Origin of the sequence: Plantactinospora sp. KLBMP9567, from assembly GCF_033446045.1 — a bacterium.
GTDB lineage: Bacteria > Actinomycetota > Actinomycetes > Mycobacteriales > Micromonosporaceae > Plantactinospora.
On the sequence record NZ_JAWQRR010000021.1, the window covers coordinates 53,035 to 67,126 of the forward strand.

Here is a 14,092-nt window from a genome sequence, read left to right on the forward strand (position 1 = left end):
ATGGCGGGATCGTGACGTCGAGATCGCCGCCACCGCTGTAGGTGGTGCCGTCGGGCGCCACGCCCCGAATGATCGCCTTCACCGTGCCCGCCGGACCTGGCTCCGATCGTGGCTTGCTGGCCGGCGTGAACGGATAGACCATCTCGGTCTGCCCGGGTGCGAGGTCGGGCTACTCGCACGTCACGACCGCACCCGCGAGCTTGCACTCCTCGGCGTACTCCCACGCCTTGATCGTTACGTCGCGCAGCCCGCTGGCGTCGAAGGCCACGGTCACGTCGGTCGCGGGAGCATTGCCGTAGTTGTATAGATAGACCGGAATCGTCGTCTCGGTATTGTCGATCCTCGCCTCTATTGCGTATGACACGAAGAGGTCGGGGCTCGCCGCAGCCGAGCGTGCTGGGTAGATCGGTCCGGAAGGCCAATCGACGCCACCGGGTGGGGTGCCCGGTCCGACCGCAGTGCGCAGGGGCGTCCATAGCGGATGGAGAGCGCGGCGCGGCCGGCGTCGGATCCGGCTCGACGACGCGACGCGTACGCCCTGGGTAGGATCGTGGCCCGCGCACCGGTCGGAGGCGAATCACGATGAGCGACCCTGAACCGCCAGCCGAGCAATCGCCGGCCTCCCCGCCGGGCCCGCTGCCGCCGGGATACGGCCCGCCTGCCGGACCACCACCGGTGCCCGGACAGTTCCCGACGCCACCCGGCTACCCGTCAGTGTCGCCGCAGCCCGCCCCCGGCGTCGCACCGTACCCGCCACAACCCGGATATCCGTCAGCCGGAACCGAGTCGGGCTACGGCACCCCGCCCATACCGCAACAGGGATACGGGCAGCCTCAGCCCGGGTACGGCCAGCCGCCCGGCCAACCGCCGCTTCCGCCGCCCGGCTACGGACAGCCGGGGTACCCGTACCAGGACGGCCAGCCGGTGCCGGCCCCGAAGTCGGGGTCGCGTACCGGGCTGATCATCGGAATCGTGGCCGGCGGGGTGGCCCTGCTCCTGCTGCTCGTCTGCGGGGTGGGCGCGTTCCTCTGGTACCAGCAGCGAGACGGCGGAAGCGGCGGGGACCTCTCCAGGGTGATCAACTATCGGGAGACGAACCCCGGGGCGCTCTCACCGGACCACGTCCAGGAGCCGGTGAGCTACCCGATGACCCCACCGGCCGGCGGACCGCACTTCCAACGGTGGCAGAACTGCAACGGCGACGTCTACACCGCGCCGATCGAGGACGGCAACGCCGTACACAGCCTGGAACACGGCGCGGTGTGGATCACGTACCGGCCGGGCCTGCCGGCGTCCGATGTGGGCAAGCTCATCGACCGGGTACGCGGGCTGTCGCACATGATGCTGAGCCCGTACCCGGGCCAGTCGACACCGATCTCGCTCCAGGCCTGGGGCTACCAGCTCACCGTCGACGACGCCGACGACGACGCGATCGCCGCGTTCATCTCCGCCTACCGGCAGACCGCCGCGATCGAGCCCGGGGCGCCCTGCGGCGGCGGGATCACCACCACCCGGTAACGGGCGGACCGTCCCGGCCACGCGAACCGGTCGGGGCGGCGTCCCCGAGGCGCGTCACTGCCGGTCCGGGTCGTCGTCCAGCTCGGTCAGGAGTACCGGCTCGGTGAGCAGGCGGCGTACCCGGGCGGCTCTCTCGGGGTGGTCGAGCCAGGGCCGCAGCAGTCGCCAGCCGTGGTAGTAGCCGAGGACGTAGACGTTCATCCCGGGGGTGCGGACGAAGTCCACGGCCCACCTCGCCTCCGCGTCGGTGACCAGGGCCCAACGCGTCAGGTAGTCGACGATCTCCGCGTCCGGCCGTCCCTCGGCCGCGAGGAACGCGGCGTTGCCCCAGGCGCCCCAGAGCACGTTCCGGGCGTCGTGGATCGCGGCGAAGTCGCTGCCGTCCGGGCAGATTCCGAGTGGGCTCAGGATGTTGTCGGTCAGCCACCGCTGCGCCTCGTCGCCGGGAAAGACGATCTCCTGCGCGTGCAGCCCGAGCCCTTCGCTCAGCACGAAGGACGGCGAGATCATGAATCGGACCTGATGCTCCGGGAGGCCCGCTCCCTCGACCAGGTGGATCTCCTTCAGCATGGACTCGGCGATGTGCCCCGGGAACCCCTCGTGCGCGACGACGTACAGCAGGTCGGCGAGGTTGACCGGGACGCTGTCGCAGATGTAGAGCGTCGCTCGCCGCCCGCCCTGGTAGTGACCCCGGTGCGGGCCGGGGTCCAGGACGCACTCGACGGCGGTGTCCGCGGGCAGCGGCACGATCGCCTCGGTGCGGGCACGGGTTTCGGCGATGGCGCGGTGCACCAGCTCCGGCAGCCGGTCCGAGCGGTCCGGCGGCAGGGTGTACGTCTGCTGCCAGCGGTGCAGGCGGGCTGCCAGTGACCCTCCGGCGGGCAGGGCGCCGTCGAGCTGGTCGTGCGCCACCGCGAAAACCGTCTCCGGCTGCCAGGTGGCCGCCACGCCGAGACACTGCCTGGCGTACTCCTCCAACGGCGGACGCGCGCCGTCCGCGCCGCCGACCATCGCCCGCATCGCGCGGAGCTGACCGGACAGGTGGGCCGCCCGGGTCCCGACGAAGGGCATCTCGCGCAGCAGGTGTGCGCAGTCCTCGATCAGCTCGGCGGGTGGCCTCGGCGCCTCGTCCTCGACCTGGGCGCTCCACTCGGCGGCGCCCCGATAGATGAGCACGGTCCCACCGGTCGACTTAGTCAACGATTTGTTGACGCGTAAGGCCAGGATCGCGTAGTCCCTAAGCCATATCTCCGGCTCCAGTTGAGTCGACATGACTGAACTCTGCCCCTGGAGCGGCGAGGCGCGCAAGAGGTTGCCCGGTCACCAAACAAACTCGCCGGAAGTGCCGAGGAGAGGCGGCGCGATGGAGATCGGCGCTCATTCGCCGTCCCGGCTCCGCCCGACTGGTGACCGGCGTCGCCACCACGAACGCGCGGCCAGCCCGATCAGCACCGCGGAGACGAGGCCGGGACCACAGTGGACCAGGAGTACCCCGGCCAGGCTCGGCCCGCCCCAGTCCTGCCGGTAGCTGGCCGGATCGGTCATGTCGATCACGAACGGCTCGGCGACGGCACGAACGATCAGATAGAGCCCGAACAGGATTCCGACGGCGCCAAGAGCCTTCTTCATGCGGCCGACGCTAGGAGAAAAGGTCCGCATCCGCGTCACCCGTCAGTAGCATCACCGGCCTCGGACCAGGAGGGTATGCCCGCACTCCGGGCGACGTTTTCGGTGCGGCCCCCAGTGGGTAGTCGTGGCGGCACCGTGCACGGCGGCCCCGGCGGCGGCCCCGGCGGCCGGGCATCTTCAATGCGGCGGTGATACCACGGAGTCATCGTGATGACTCCGTGGTATCACGCTCGCCGGACATATCAGTTTCGTCCCGGTGACCGGTTCGGGGATATTGGCCGGGGCCGACGGCGCGCACAGCGCAATCGACCAGCGCGGCGAAACGGGGAACCTAGAGGTCGTCGGTGAACACTCCGCGTCGGTGCACCCCACCGGGCAGGGCCGGCAACGGTACGTCGTCCCACGGCACCCGGTCGAGCAGCCGGCCGAGGAAGAGCCCGAGCAGCAGCCCGGCGACCGAGTCGGTGATCCAGTGCCAGCCCAGGTAGGTGGTGGTGCAGAAGACGATGACCGGGGGCGCCACCCGGATCCCGGCGTACAGCCCGGTCGGGGCGTCGGGCCGGCCGAGCGTACGCAGCAGCGCGCCGAGCAGCAGCGCGATCGCCGCGTACCAGACGATGGCGTTCGCCACATGCCCCGACGGGTATGCCATGCCGTCCACCGGGTCGCTGAACAGCTCCTCCGGGTGCGCCAGCTCGAAGTTGTGCGGATAGCCCCGGTCCAGCCACAGCTTCAGCGGGCCGATGGTGAACGAGGTCAGCGCGAACGCGCCGATCGGCACCAGCAGCGGCCGGACGGACCGAGTACGCCAGCCGACCAGCACCGCCAGCCCGAACGCGATCGGCATCAGGAACCAGCCGCCCTGGCCCAGCGAGTTGAGGACCCGGGCCACCCAGTACGCCGGCCCCGGCCGGTGCGCGTCGACCCAGTCCCGTACCGCCAGATCGAGCCCGAGCAACTGGCCGGCGGCGAGCGCGGCGGTCAGCGCGACCACCGCCGCGACCAGTACGCCGTCCAGCCACCAACCGGCCGGACGGACGGGGCGCAGCCGCAGTGGTCGGCGTACCGTCGTGGTCTCCCGCATACCCGACCACGCTACCGGGCCGGCCGCCCCGGAGCCGGCGCAGGACGGCGGCCGGCCGGTTTCCGCCCCGCTGACCCGCGGGTGACGGCCGGCGATGTGTGCCCGCACACGTGAGGCGGCGCGCGGCGGCCCGGACCGGCATGCTTGTTGCCGTGCGGATCACCTCGGCCCTCGTCGACCCGGCGCTGCTCGACCTTCCCTGGTCGACCCCGCTGGAGCAGTGGCCCGCCGACCAGTTGGTGGCGCTACCCCAGGGAATCTCCCGGCACATCGTGCGATTCGTCCGCCTCGCCGGCACCGTGTACGCGGTCAAGGAGACCGGCGAACGGGTGGCCGAGCGGGAATACGACCTGCTCCGCTCGCTGGAACGGATCGACTTCCCGTCCGTGCAGGCGGTCGCGATCGTCGCCGACCGGCAGGACGAGCGAGGCGAGCCGCTCGACCCGGTGCTGATCACCCGGCACCTGCAATTCTCGCTTCCCTACCGGGCGCTCTTCTCGCACACGCTGCGCCCCGAGACGCTGAACCGGCTGCTCGACGCGCTGGCCGCGCTGATCGTCCGGATGCACCTGACCGGTTTCTTCTGGGGCGACTGCTCGCTGTCCAACACCCTGTTCCGGCGGGACGCCGGTGCGTTCGCCGCCTATCTGGTCGACGCCGAGACCGGCGCGCTGCACCCCCGGCTCTCCAACGGGCAACGGGACGAGGACCTGGAGATCGCCCGGGTCAACATCTTCGGCGAGGCGCTGGACCTGGAGGCCGCCGGGCTGCTGCACCCCTCGATCGACCCGGAGGTCGTCTGCGAGGAGGTGGTCCAGCGCTACCAGCGGCTGTGGCACGAGATCACCTACGAGCAGCAGATCGAGCGGGAGGCCCGGCACGACATCGAGGGCCGGATCCGCCGGCTCAACGAACTCGGCTTCGACGTCGCCGAGGTGGCGATGTCGGTGGTGGACAACGGCCGCTACCTGGTCCGGCCCAAGGTGGTCGACGCCGGCTACCACAGCCGCCGGCTGCTCCGGCTGACCGGGCTGGACGCCGAGGAGAACCAGGCCCGGCGGCTCCTCAACGACCTGGACACCTACCGGGCGGAGAGCGACCTCACCGACGAGCAGCAGGCGGCGCACCGCTGGCTGACCGAGGTCTTCGAGCCGGTGGTCCGGGCGGTGCCGGCACACCTGCGCGGAAAACTCGAACCGGCCGAACTCTTCGTGCAGGTCATCGAGCACCGTTGGCGGCTCTCCGAACGCGCCGGCCGGGACGTCGGGCTGGCCCCGGCCGTGCAGTCGTTCCTCGCCGACGAGCTGGTGCACCGCCCCGACGAGCAGGCCGTACTCGGCGTCGAGGTGCGCTGATCCTCAGGATCGTCGAGGTGCACCGATCCTCAGGATCACCGCCGTCTAGTGCGGGGGATCGGGCCGGCCGGCCGGTGGCGGACTCGGCGCCCCCCGCCGAGCCGGACGACCGGGCTGACCCCGGGTGCCCGCCCGCCCCGGCTGGCCGGACTGCTCACCGCCGCGATCCCGGGACGCCGCCCGTCCGGACTGCCGGGCTACGGTCCGCCGGCTGGGCCGGCTCGGATCCGACGACCGGCCCGCCGGTTCACCCGGCCGGCCCGCCGATCCCCCGCTCGGCTCGGACGGCGGTGGCAGCGGGGTACTCGCCTCTCTGAGCAGGCGATTCAGTCCGGCCCGCCGGACCACCACGGTCAACACGTCCCCGGGCCGGAGCTGGTGCCCCGGCGGCGGGGACCACTCGGAGCGCCGTTGGCCGGCACCGGTCAGCGCGATCACCCGGACCCACTCCGCCTGGCTGACCACCCGGAGTTCCTGCCCGGCCAGTACCGCGCCGGGCGCGATCGGCACCTCCGCGACCAGCAGCGCGTGCCGGGCCACCGGGATCGTCGCGATCACCGCCCGGTTGAGCAGGGCCGCCGAGAACGACGGCGCGGCCAGGTAGGAGACGCTGCGGGAGACCCCGATCCGGAAGGTCTTCTGGATCCGCTGCGCGAAGTCGCCGTCGGAGAGCCGCAGCACCACCCGCAGGTCGGCGCGGAGCGCCCGGGCGTTCAGCGCCGCCTGGAGGTTGGTCACGTCGTCGGTGGAGACCACCACCAGAGCCTGGGCGGTACCCACCGAGGCGGTGTCCAGGGTCTCCTCCCGGGCGGCGTCCCCGACGATCAGCGGGATGTTCAACCGCCGGGCGACCGCCGCGCCCCGCGCCTCCGGGTCCTTGTCGATGGCGACCACCTCGACGCCGAGGTCGTTGAGCTGCCACATCACCCGGGTACCGACGTTGCCCAGCCCGACCACCACGACGTGCCCGTTGCGCTCGCTCGGCAGCAGCCCGGCGTCCAGCGCCAGCCGGGCCTTGACGATCCCGTCCACCACCGCGGCGGTGATCAGCGGAATCAGCGCCAGGCCAGCCAGGTTCAGCACCACCTGGAGGACCTGGGCCGCCGCGCCCTTGTGCACGTCCGGATCGGCGCCGACGATCGTGGTCACCATCGTCAGGTAGATCGCGTTTCCGATGCTGGTGTCCTCGGCGAAGGAGAGCAGGAAGCCGAGCACCACCACCACGATCAGCACCGCGATGGTGGCCATCCCGATCTTTCGGGTGGCGAACGAGCGTACTGCCCGGAGCAGTACCGAGGTGCGGCGCCGCCCCGGCCGCTGGGTGCGCAGCAGCCGCCGCCGGGTGGCCTGCTCGGTGCCGACCTGGCCGACCGCCTCGCCGAGTACCAGGTCGGCGTCCGCCGGATCGGCGGGCAGCACCACCGGGTGGTGCGGGTCCCGGGTGTCGGCCAGGCCGCAGACCACCTGCTCCGGCCGGACCTCGGCGCGGGACGCGACGAAGAGGGTACGACCGCCGTGCCGGAAGTACGACGGTGCGACCTCGCCGAGCGCCGCCGCGACGAAGGCGGGCGCGGCCATCGAGGCGTCGGAGAGTACGGCGCTGTTCGGGAAGAGCTGGCGGATGCCGTTGCCGAGGCTCATGTTGAACATCCGCAGCACCACCCGGAGGTCCGGTTCGACCTCCTGGGCGCAGAGGGCCGCGTGGATGTTGCCCACGTCGTCCTGGTGCAGCAGCGCCAGACCGGTCGCCCCGACCAGCCCGGCCGTCTTGAACGTCTCCTCGTCGAGCCGGTCCGACTGGATCACCCGCACGCCCCGGACCGACCGGATGTCCGACCCGTCCGACCGGCGGCGGTACGGCACGATCACGGTCACCCGTACGCCGCTGCTCTGCGGATCGTTGCCCAGCAGCTCGCTGACGAGATGGACCGCGAGGGCGTCCTGGCCGCACACCACATAGTGCGGGCGGTGGTCCCCGTTGGTCCGCAGGCCGTCCCGCAACTGCGTCTCGAAAGCGCGCCGGGCCCGGGTCCGCCAGAGATCCGCCATGCCCGGATGGTAGTCACTGTGATCAGTACACGGGACCCGCCGGAAACCGGACGGGGCAGCACGATCACCCAGCGTGTCGAAGAATGGAAGGCCCGGTCACGGGTAGTGCACTCCGGTGCAGACCTTCCTGCCGTATCCGGACTTCGGTCAGACCGCCCGGAGCCTGGACCGGCTGCGGCTGGGTAAGCAGCGGGTCGAGGCGATCCAGGTGCTGCGCGGCCTGGTCCGCCCCGGCTACGGCTGGCGGCACCACCCCGCGGTGAAGATGTGGGCCGGCTACGAGGAGGCGCTGGTCCGGTACGGCCTGGACGTCTGCGCCGAGTGGGTCTCGACCGGCCGGGCCGACACCTGCGCCGGCACGCTCGTCGCCGACCTCGCCGCCGGCTGCGGCCTGACCCGGGTACGCCGGCAGGACGAGCTGGCCGCCGCAGGTGAGCTGCCGCCCTGGATCGGCCGGGAGGACCTGCACCTGAGTCACCGCTCGGCACTGCTGCGCAAGGATCCGGTGCACTATGGACCGATCTTCGGCGGGGTGCCGGAGGTGCCGTACGTCTGGCCCTCCTCCGACCGCCCACCAACCTGTCGGCCGTCGGCTCCGCCTCCTGGGCAGTCCTGATGCGACCGCCGCCGGAGCGAGTGCGACGCGACACCGACGCGCTGGTGGTGGGTGGCGGCGTCGCCGGGATCTCGGCGGCGGTCGTGCTCGCCGAGCGGGGTGTCCGGGTCACCGTGCTGGAGGCCCGGCCGCGGCTCGGCGGCCGGCTGGACACCCGGCCGGAGACGCTGACCGACGGCACGGTCGCACCGGTCGACCACGGTTTCCACGCCTTCTTCCGGCAGTACCACAACCTGCGGGCGGTCCTGCGCCGGATCGATCCGGCGCTCGCCCTGCTCCGGCCGGTACCCGGTTATCCGGTGCTGCACGCCGACTGGCCGGCCGAGGACTTCGCCCGGCTGCCGGCGAGGCCGCCGTGGAGCCTGTTCGCGCTGCTGGCCCGCAGTCCCAGCCTGCGGCTGCGTGACCTGCCCAGGATGGACGGCCGGGCGGCCCTGCCGCTGCTGGCCTACCACCCCCGACGCACGTACGCCGAATTCGACGGCAGCACCGCCGAGGAGTTGCTCGACGCGCTGCGGTTGCCGGACCGGGCCCGGGCGATGCTCTTCGAGGTCTTCTCGCACTCGTTCTTCAACCACGAGGCGGACCTCTCCGCCGCCGAACTGGTCGCCAACTTCCACTTCTATTTCCTCGGCAACCCGGAAGGGCTCGGCTTCGACGCCCCGGACCGGGACTACGAGTCGGCGATCTGGCGACCGCTCGCCGGCCACCTGCGCCGGCACGGTGCCCGGATCCTCCTCGAGCAGCCGGTGACGGCGGTACTGCCCGACGGCGACGGCTGGCGGCTGGAGACCGGCGCCGGGGTTCAGCACCGGGCCCGCGACCTCGTACTGGCCGTGGACCCGCCGGCCCTGACCGCGCTGCTGGCCGGTTCGCCGGAGCTGGCCGTCCAGGCACCGGTACTCGCCGGACAGGTGGCCCGGCTCGGCACCGGCCCGCCGTACGCGGTCGCCCGGTACTGGCTGGCCGGCGACGTGGCCCCGGACCGGGCGGTCTTCAGCGGGGTGTCCCGGCAACCCACCCTGGACTCGGTGACCCTCTATCACCGACTCGAGGCGCAGGCACGCGACTGGGCCGCCCGGACCGGTGGAGCGGTGCTGGAACTGCACGCGTACGCCTGCCCGGACGGCGTACCCGCGCCGGAGCTGGCCCGGCGGATGCACGCCGAACTGGCCGGGCTCTGGCCGGAGGTCGCCGGCCTGCCGGTACGCGACCTGCGCTGCCGGGTCGAGCGGCGGGCCCCGGCGTTCCCCCCGGGCTGCTCGGCCGGCCGCCCCGGCGTGCTCACCGACGCGGACCGGCTCTATCTGGCCGGCGACGGCATCCGCACCGAGTTGCCCAGCGCGCTGCTGGAGCGGGCCGCCCTGACCGGGATGCTCGCCGCCAACCACATCCTCCGGCGTGCCGGTGCCGCGACCGAGCCCATCCGGACCATCCCCCAGTACGGCCTGCTTACCCGCGGTCGGTGCCGGCCCTGACCCCAGCCCGACCGGCACCCCAACCCGACCGACTGGTTCGCTCCGCGCCCTCCCTCGCCAGGATCTGGCCCCGGCCGCGGATCCTGGCCGCCGGCCGCGTCGCCAGGCGCGCTACGGCCGGGACGGGCGGGCGGCGCCGAGCGGAAGGCGGCTGTCCGCGCGCCTGTCGAGCTGCCCCGTCTGTGCGCCCGCGAGCCGCCCGCTGCGCCGCTCGATCCGGTCCCGGTCCCCGGACGGCCAACACCTGCGGCTGGTGATCGGGTTTCCGCTCGGTAGCGGTCCGGAATGTCTCGCCCCGTTTGTGCACCCAGCTCGACAGCGTGCGCCAGAAACATTGTCCTGGCGACACTTCGGTCCTGCGGCGGTCAGCGTTGCCTGCCGACGGCCGCCCAGCCGACGGCGGCCAGGCAGATCAGCAACACGATGCCACCACGGCTGGTAGCGATCCGGGTCACCGTCCACGCGGTCTTCCGGAGCCCCGGCAGGGTGGCCCGGGTCTTGCGATAGTCCACCCAGGCCCGCCGGGCCACCGCGTACGCGGTGCCCACGAACAGGCCGAACGCCACTCCGACCAGCAGGAAGGCGACACCGGGGCGGTCCACCAAGCCAGTGTCACCGGCACGGGTCGACGATCGCCATCGCCCGATCCGGTGACGGACGGTGATGACCAGTGGACACTCGGCGACCGGTGGGCCGGGGGCCGGGGCGGGGCCGGGGGCGACAGCCCGTCAGCGGTCGGCGGGAAGCCGGTCGACGATGTGCCGGGCGATCTCGAACGAGCTGGTCGCGGCCGGGGAGGGCGCGTTGAGCACGTGCACCTGCCGCTCCGCCTCGACGATCAGGAAGTCGTCCACCAGGCCGCCGTCCGGGCGTACGGCCTGGGCGCGTACCCCGGCGCCGGCCGGGACGATGTCGGCCTCGGTCAGCTCCGGCACCAGCCGCCCCAGGCTGGCCGCGAACCGTTTCCGGGAGAGTGACCGGGTCACCTCGGCCAGCCCGTACCGGTAGTGCCGGCGGGCCAGCGCCCACAGGCCGGAGTAGCCGACCTGCTCCCAGACGTCACGCGGGTCGAACCGGCGCCACGAGTAGCCCTCGCGCGCGGTGGCGAGCACCGCGTTCGGACCGGCGTGCACGGTGCCGTCGATCATGCGCGTCAGGTGTACGCCGAGGAACGGGAACTGCGGGTCGGGGACCGGATAGATCAGTCCACGCACCAGCTTCCGCCGCTCGGGAACCAGCTCGTAGTACTCGCCCCGGAACGGCACGATCCGGGCCGGCGGGTCGATGCCGGCCAGCCGGGCGATCCGGTCGGCGTGCAGCCCCGCGCAGTTCACCAGTACGTCGCCGGCCACCTCCCCCGCGCTGGTGTTCACGAGTACGCCGCCGGCCCGGCCGCGGATCCCGGTGACCGTGGTGTTCCGGCGAAGCTCGGCACCGCTCTCGGCGAGGAGGTGGGCGAGCCTCCGGCAGACCGCGCCGAAGTCGGCGATCCCGGTCGAGGCGACCCGCAGCGCGGAAACGGCGGCGACGTGCGGCTCGTACTCGGCCGCCTCGATCGCGTTGAGCAGGGTGACCGGCAACCCGTTGGCGACCGCCCGCTCGTGCAGCGCGTGCAGTCGGGGCAGTTCGCCGGCCTCGGCGGCGACGATCAGCTTGCCGCAGACCTCGTACGGCAGCTCCTGCTCGGCGCAGAACCGCAGCATCGAGGCGCTGCCGGCCCGGCACAGCGTCGCCTTGAGACTCCCCGGCTTGTAGTAGACGCCGGCATGGATCACGCCCGAGTTGTGGCCGCTCTGGTGCGCGGCCCAGCCGGACTCCTTCTCCAGCACGGTCACCGTGTCCCGGGGCCGGGCGGTACGCAGCCGGTGCGCCACCGCGAGCCCGAGGATCCCGCCGCCCACGATCACGTACCTGGTCATCCGCGCTCCCCGGCCGGTGGCATCGGAGCCGATGGTATGCGCCCGCCCGGGCTCCGGCAGGCGTTCGTGAATGCGCCGGTCAGGGCGTGTCCCGTTACGACACTGTCGGGTTGACGACTGTTTCTTCCGCAACCTGGCAAGTCACGACAAATATCAATACTAGTCTGAATCGCCCCAATTTTAGAGAACCATTCACAATAGGCAGGTCCGATGCCGACCTATGCACAATTGCAGGCTGAATCATGGTGGGGTCGGGAGATCATCACCCCGGAGCTGGACTGGCTCGGCGACGAACTGTGCCGACGTACCAAACGTCCCCGGGGCGCCTTCGGCGCCAAGGGTGACAACAACCACCTGCGCGGCGCCCACCGCTCCCAGGAATGGATCCTCAAGTCCCGGTACTGCACCTCCCGGACGTACACCGTGCAGTCCGGGCTGACCGCCGTCCAACAGCGACACATCGCCGGGGTCGACTTCACGCCGGGGTCGGCCGGCCAGATGGTCGCGCAGTGCAAACGGCTCTACGCCGCCCTGCGCGCCGGCCATCTCGAAGAGGTACGCGAGTTCTACGGCAACGTCGACGGCGACAAGGTCGTCGACGGCTGGGACAACGTACGGAACCGGGCCGCGAGCAGCGATTCCAGCCACCTGTGGCACTGGCACCTGACCCTCGACCGGCGCTCCTGCGCCGACAGACGCGTGATGGAGCGGATCCTGACGATCGCGCTCGGAGACCCGACGGAGGAAGACGTGGACGACGCGACGATCGACAAGATCGCAACCCGTACCAAGACCAAGGTGATGGCCGACACCGGAATCCAGCAGTTGCTGGCCCGGGTCCAGCAGTTGACCGTCAACCAGGCGGCCCTGCTCGACGCTGTCGGCCAGGACACGACTGACGAGAAGGCCATCGTCGACGGGGTCCTGGCCGGGCTCGGCCAGCGCGACATGGACAGCGTCGCGGCCGCCCTGAAGACCGCGTTCGGCGACCGGGCGACGGAACTGGCGGCGAAACTCGGCACCCCGGCGAGCTGACGTGTGGGTGAACTGGCAAATCTCCTCCCCGCCGGCGGCGTCGGTGCCGTCGGCGTCGGGGGCCTGCTCGTCATGATCGTGGCGTACCTGCTCAATGCCAACCGGGCTGATCGCAAGGAGTACCAGGAGGCGATCGACCGCGCCGAGAAGCGCGCGGACGACGCCGCACGCCGGACCGATGCCGCCGAACAGCGCGCGGAAGGGCTGCAACAGGCCGTGGACGAGGCCCGCCGGGCGCGGCGGGCCGCCGAGGACGCGCTCGCCCTCGTCGAACGCGAGTTGCACCGCTACCGCCCGAACAGCTCGGCATGACCCCGACGAGGTGTCGGCGCGGCGAGCAGGCCCGTACGAACACCACCCGTCGGGCTCTATGAGAGGTAGGGCGGCATGACCGAGGAGACGGAGATCTTCCGCCGTCGGATGGACCGGCGCATCCGACGTCGGTTCGTCATCGTGGTCGTGGCGACCGCGTTGATCGCGGCGACGGGCGGCTGGGCCTGGGCGCGACTCGACCGGCAGGCCGCCGTGGAGCAGCGCCGTGCGGCGACCGCCGTCTCCGGCGCCGAGCAGCTCTGCCAGCAGGTACGCCAACTTGGCGGCGAGTGCGTCGTCGACCCCGCCAACCTGCGCGGCGAACAGGGCCCGGCCGGTCCGGAGGGCCCACCCGGGCCACCGGGATTGCCCGGTCGGGACGGTAGACCCGGTGATCCGGGCCCGCCCGGCGAGCCCGGGCCGCCCGGACCGCCGGGCGATCCCGGTCCGGCCGGTGCGCCCGGCCCCAGCGGCCCCAACGGCGAGCCGGGCGCCACCGGGCCGGACGGGCCGCAGGGTCCCGCCGGCCCGGAGGGTCCCGCCGGGCCGACGGGCGAGCCGGGTCCGCCCGGCCCGACCTGCCCCATCGGTACGACCCTGCTGACCCTCTCGGTGGTGACGCCTGAGGGACCACGGCAGATCGCCGCCTGCGTCGTCGACCCGACGCCGCAGGCCCGCGCCAGGATGCCTACAACGTCGCCACCAAATCACCGGCATGGCTGACGCAGTGATCCTGGCACCGGCGGGAGGGTATTGGAGCCCCCGGTCGGACTCGAACCGACGACCACTCGCTTACAAGGCGAGTGCTCTGGCCAACTGAGCTACAGGGGCGCGATGTTCGTGGTCAGCATAGCCACAGATGCCCTCCTACCATGGGCGGCACCGATTCCGATACCCGACACCGGCCGGCACCCCACACCCTTGGTGGGGGAGCGTGCCAAGATGCCCGAAATGTTCGTCAGATAGATCCCAGGAAAGGCCCCCGACCTTGGCATGTGAGAAAAACCCGTTTACCGTGGCGTGACGCGGACGACACCCGAGGCTGCCCACGGCTGCCCGGATGCCTTCCCCGGACCGGTGCGGTGACGCGCCGGTCG

Annotated in this window: 14 protein-coding genes and 1 tRNA gene; 7 read left to right on the top strand and 8 right to left on the bottom strand. The window is 72.0% G+C overall.

Annotated elements, in window-relative coordinates; genetic code table 11:
• Nucleotides 1-169: 169 nt before the first annotated feature.
• Nucleotides 170-364 (bottom strand): hypothetical protein, encoded by a 195-nt coding sequence (locus R6Y94_RS16490; RefSeq protein ID WP_318396742.1) that lies wholly within the window; start codon nt 362-364, stop codon nt 170-172.
• 560 nt (nt 365-924) lie between these two features.
• On the opposite strand from R6Y94_RS16490, the gene R6Y94_RS16495 reads away from it, so the two are divergent.
• A complete protein-coding gene (locus R6Y94_RS16495) occupies nt 925-1,518 on the top strand; it encodes a DUF3105 domain-containing protein (RefSeq protein ID WP_318396743.1) in 594 nt (197 codons plus the stop codon).
• 54 nt (nt 1,519-1,572) lie between these two features.
• Here the strand turns inward: R6Y94_RS16495 and R6Y94_RS16500 are convergent, their stop codons facing one another.
• The 3 genes from R6Y94_RS16500 to R6Y94_RS16510 all read right to left on the bottom strand — a co-directional run bounded on the left by R6Y94_RS16500 (nt 1,573) and on the right by R6Y94_RS16510 (nt 4,231).
• Nucleotides 1,573-2,790 carry a hypothetical protein gene (locus R6Y94_RS16500; RefSeq protein WP_318396744.1) on the bottom strand — a complete coding sequence of 406 codons (1,218 nt, stop codon included), beginning with the start codon at nt 2,788-2,790 and terminating at the stop codon, nt 1,573-1,575.
• Between the two features lie 105 nt (nt 2,791-2,895).
• Nucleotides 2,896-3,147 carry a hypothetical protein gene (locus tag R6Y94_RS16505; protein ID WP_318396745.1) on the bottom strand — a complete coding sequence of 84 codons (252 nt, stop codon included), beginning with the start codon at nt 3,145-3,147 and terminating at the stop codon, nt 2,896-2,898.
• Nucleotides 3,148-3,478: 331 nt separating this feature from the next.
• On the bottom strand, nt 3,479-4,231 hold the full coding sequence (locus R6Y94_RS16510) for a phosphatase PAP2 family protein (protein ID WP_318396746.1): 753 nt from the start codon (nt 4,229-4,231) through the stop codon (nt 3,479-3,481).
• A 98-nt stretch (nt 4,232-4,329) separates the two neighbouring features.
• Between R6Y94_RS16510 and R6Y94_RS16515 the strand changes: the two genes are divergently transcribed.
• Complete coding sequence (locus R6Y94_RS16515) at nt 4,330-5,586, top strand: DUF4032 domain-containing protein (RefSeq protein ID WP_412102774.1); 1,257 nt, start codon at nt 4,330-4,332, stop codon at nt 5,584-5,586.
• Nucleotides 5,587-5,631: 45 nt separating this feature from the next.
• On the opposite strand, the gene R6Y94_RS16520 is transcribed toward R6Y94_RS16515, so the two are convergent.
• Nucleotides 5,632-7,635 (bottom strand): NAD-binding protein, encoded by a 2,004-nt coding sequence (locus R6Y94_RS16520; RefSeq protein ID WP_318396748.1) that lies wholly within the window; start codon nt 7,633-7,635, stop codon nt 5,632-5,634.
• Between the two features lie 115 nt (nt 7,636-7,750).
• On the opposite strand from R6Y94_RS16520, the gene R6Y94_RS16525 reads away from it, so the two are divergent.
• Both R6Y94_RS16525 and R6Y94_RS16530 read left to right on the top strand, forming a co-directional pair.
• The gene (locus R6Y94_RS16525) at nt 7,751-8,251 is read left to right on the top strand and encodes an MSMEG_6728 family protein (protein WP_318396749.1); all 501 of its coding nucleotides are present in this window, start codon (nt 7,751-7,753) and stop codon (nt 8,249-8,251) included.
• The gene (locus R6Y94_RS16530) at nt 8,251-9,729 is read left to right on the top strand and encodes an FAD-dependent oxidoreductase (protein ID WP_318396750.1); all 1,479 of its coding nucleotides are present in this window, start codon (nt 8,251-8,253) and stop codon (nt 9,727-9,729) included. The genes R6Y94_RS16525 and R6Y94_RS16530 overlap by 1 nt, the downstream gene beginning before the upstream one ends.
• 365 nt (nt 9,730-10,094) lie before the next feature.
• Here the strand turns inward: R6Y94_RS16530 and R6Y94_RS16535 are convergent, their stop codons facing one another.
• Nucleotides 10,095-10,331, bottom strand: a complete 237-nt coding sequence (locus R6Y94_RS16535; RefSeq protein WP_318396751.1) for a hypothetical protein — start codon at nt 10,329-10,331, stop codon at nt 10,095-10,097.
• Between the two features lie 126 nt (nt 10,332-10,457).
• Nucleotides 10,458-11,648, bottom strand: coding sequence for an L-2-hydroxyglutarate oxidase (lhgO, locus tag R6Y94_RS16540; protein ID WP_318396752.1), 1,191 nt, complete (start codon nt 11,646-11,648; stop codon nt 10,458-10,460).
• A 210-nt stretch (nt 11,649-11,858) separates the two neighbouring features.
• Here lhgO and R6Y94_RS16545 point away from each other — a divergent pair, with 210 nt between their 5' ends.
• From R6Y94_RS16545 to R6Y94_RS45140, 3 genes are all read left to right on the top strand, one after another.
• Nucleotides 11,859-12,683, top strand: coding sequence for a hypothetical protein (locus tag R6Y94_RS16545; RefSeq protein ID WP_318396753.1), 825 nt, complete (start codon nt 11,859-11,861; stop codon nt 12,681-12,683).
• Between the two features lie 3 nt (nt 12,684-12,686).
• Nucleotides 12,687-12,995: a hypothetical protein gene (locus R6Y94_RS16550; RefSeq protein WP_318396754.1), complete on the top strand. Its 309-nt coding sequence runs from the start codon at nt 12,687-12,689 to the stop codon at nt 12,993-12,995.
• A 75-nt stretch (nt 12,996-13,070) separates the two neighbouring features.
• Nucleotides 13,071-13,718, top strand: coding sequence for a hypothetical protein (locus R6Y94_RS45140; protein WP_412102775.1), 648 nt, complete (start codon nt 13,071-13,073; stop codon nt 13,716-13,718).
• A gap of 31 nt (nt 13,719-13,749) precedes the next feature.
• Here the strand turns inward: R6Y94_RS45140 and R6Y94_RS16560 are convergent.
• Nucleotides 13,750-13,826 (bottom strand) — tRNA-Thr (locus R6Y94_RS16560).
• Nucleotides 13,827-14,092: the final 266 nt, after the last annotated feature.

Bases quoted from the DNA above. Each gene is read 5' to 3' on its own strand.
- R6Y94_RS45140 (WP_412102775.1), top strand. From the start codon at position 13,071: ATGACCGAGGAGACGGAGATCTTCCGCCGTCGGATGGACCGGCGCATC.
- R6Y94_RS16510 (WP_318396746.1), bottom strand. From the start codon at position 4,231: ATGCGGGAGACCACGACGGTACGCCGACCACTGCGGCTGCGCCCCGTC.
- R6Y94_RS16520 (WP_318396748.1), bottom strand. From the start codon at position 7,635: ATGGCGGATCTCTGGCGGACCCGGGCCCGGCGCGCTTTCGAGACGCAG.
- R6Y94_RS16530 (WP_318396750.1), top strand. From the start codon at position 8,251: ATGCGACCGCCGCCGGAGCGAGTGCGACGCGACACCGACGCGCTGGTG.
- R6Y94_RS16500 (WP_318396744.1), bottom strand. From the start codon at position 2,790: ATGTCGACTCAACTGGAGCCGGAGATATGGCTTAGGGACTACGCGATC.
- R6Y94_RS16505 (WP_318396745.1), bottom strand. From the start codon at position 3,147: ATGAAGAAGGCTCTTGGCGCCGTCGGAATCCTGTTCGGGCTCTATCTG.
- R6Y94_RS16545 (WP_318396753.1), top strand. From the start codon at position 11,859: ATGCCGACCTATGCACAATTGCAGGCTGAATCATGGTGGGGTCGGGAG.
- lhgO (WP_318396752.1), bottom strand. From the start codon at position 11,648: ATGACCAGGTACGTGATCGTGGGCGGCGGGATCCTCGGGCTCGCGGTG.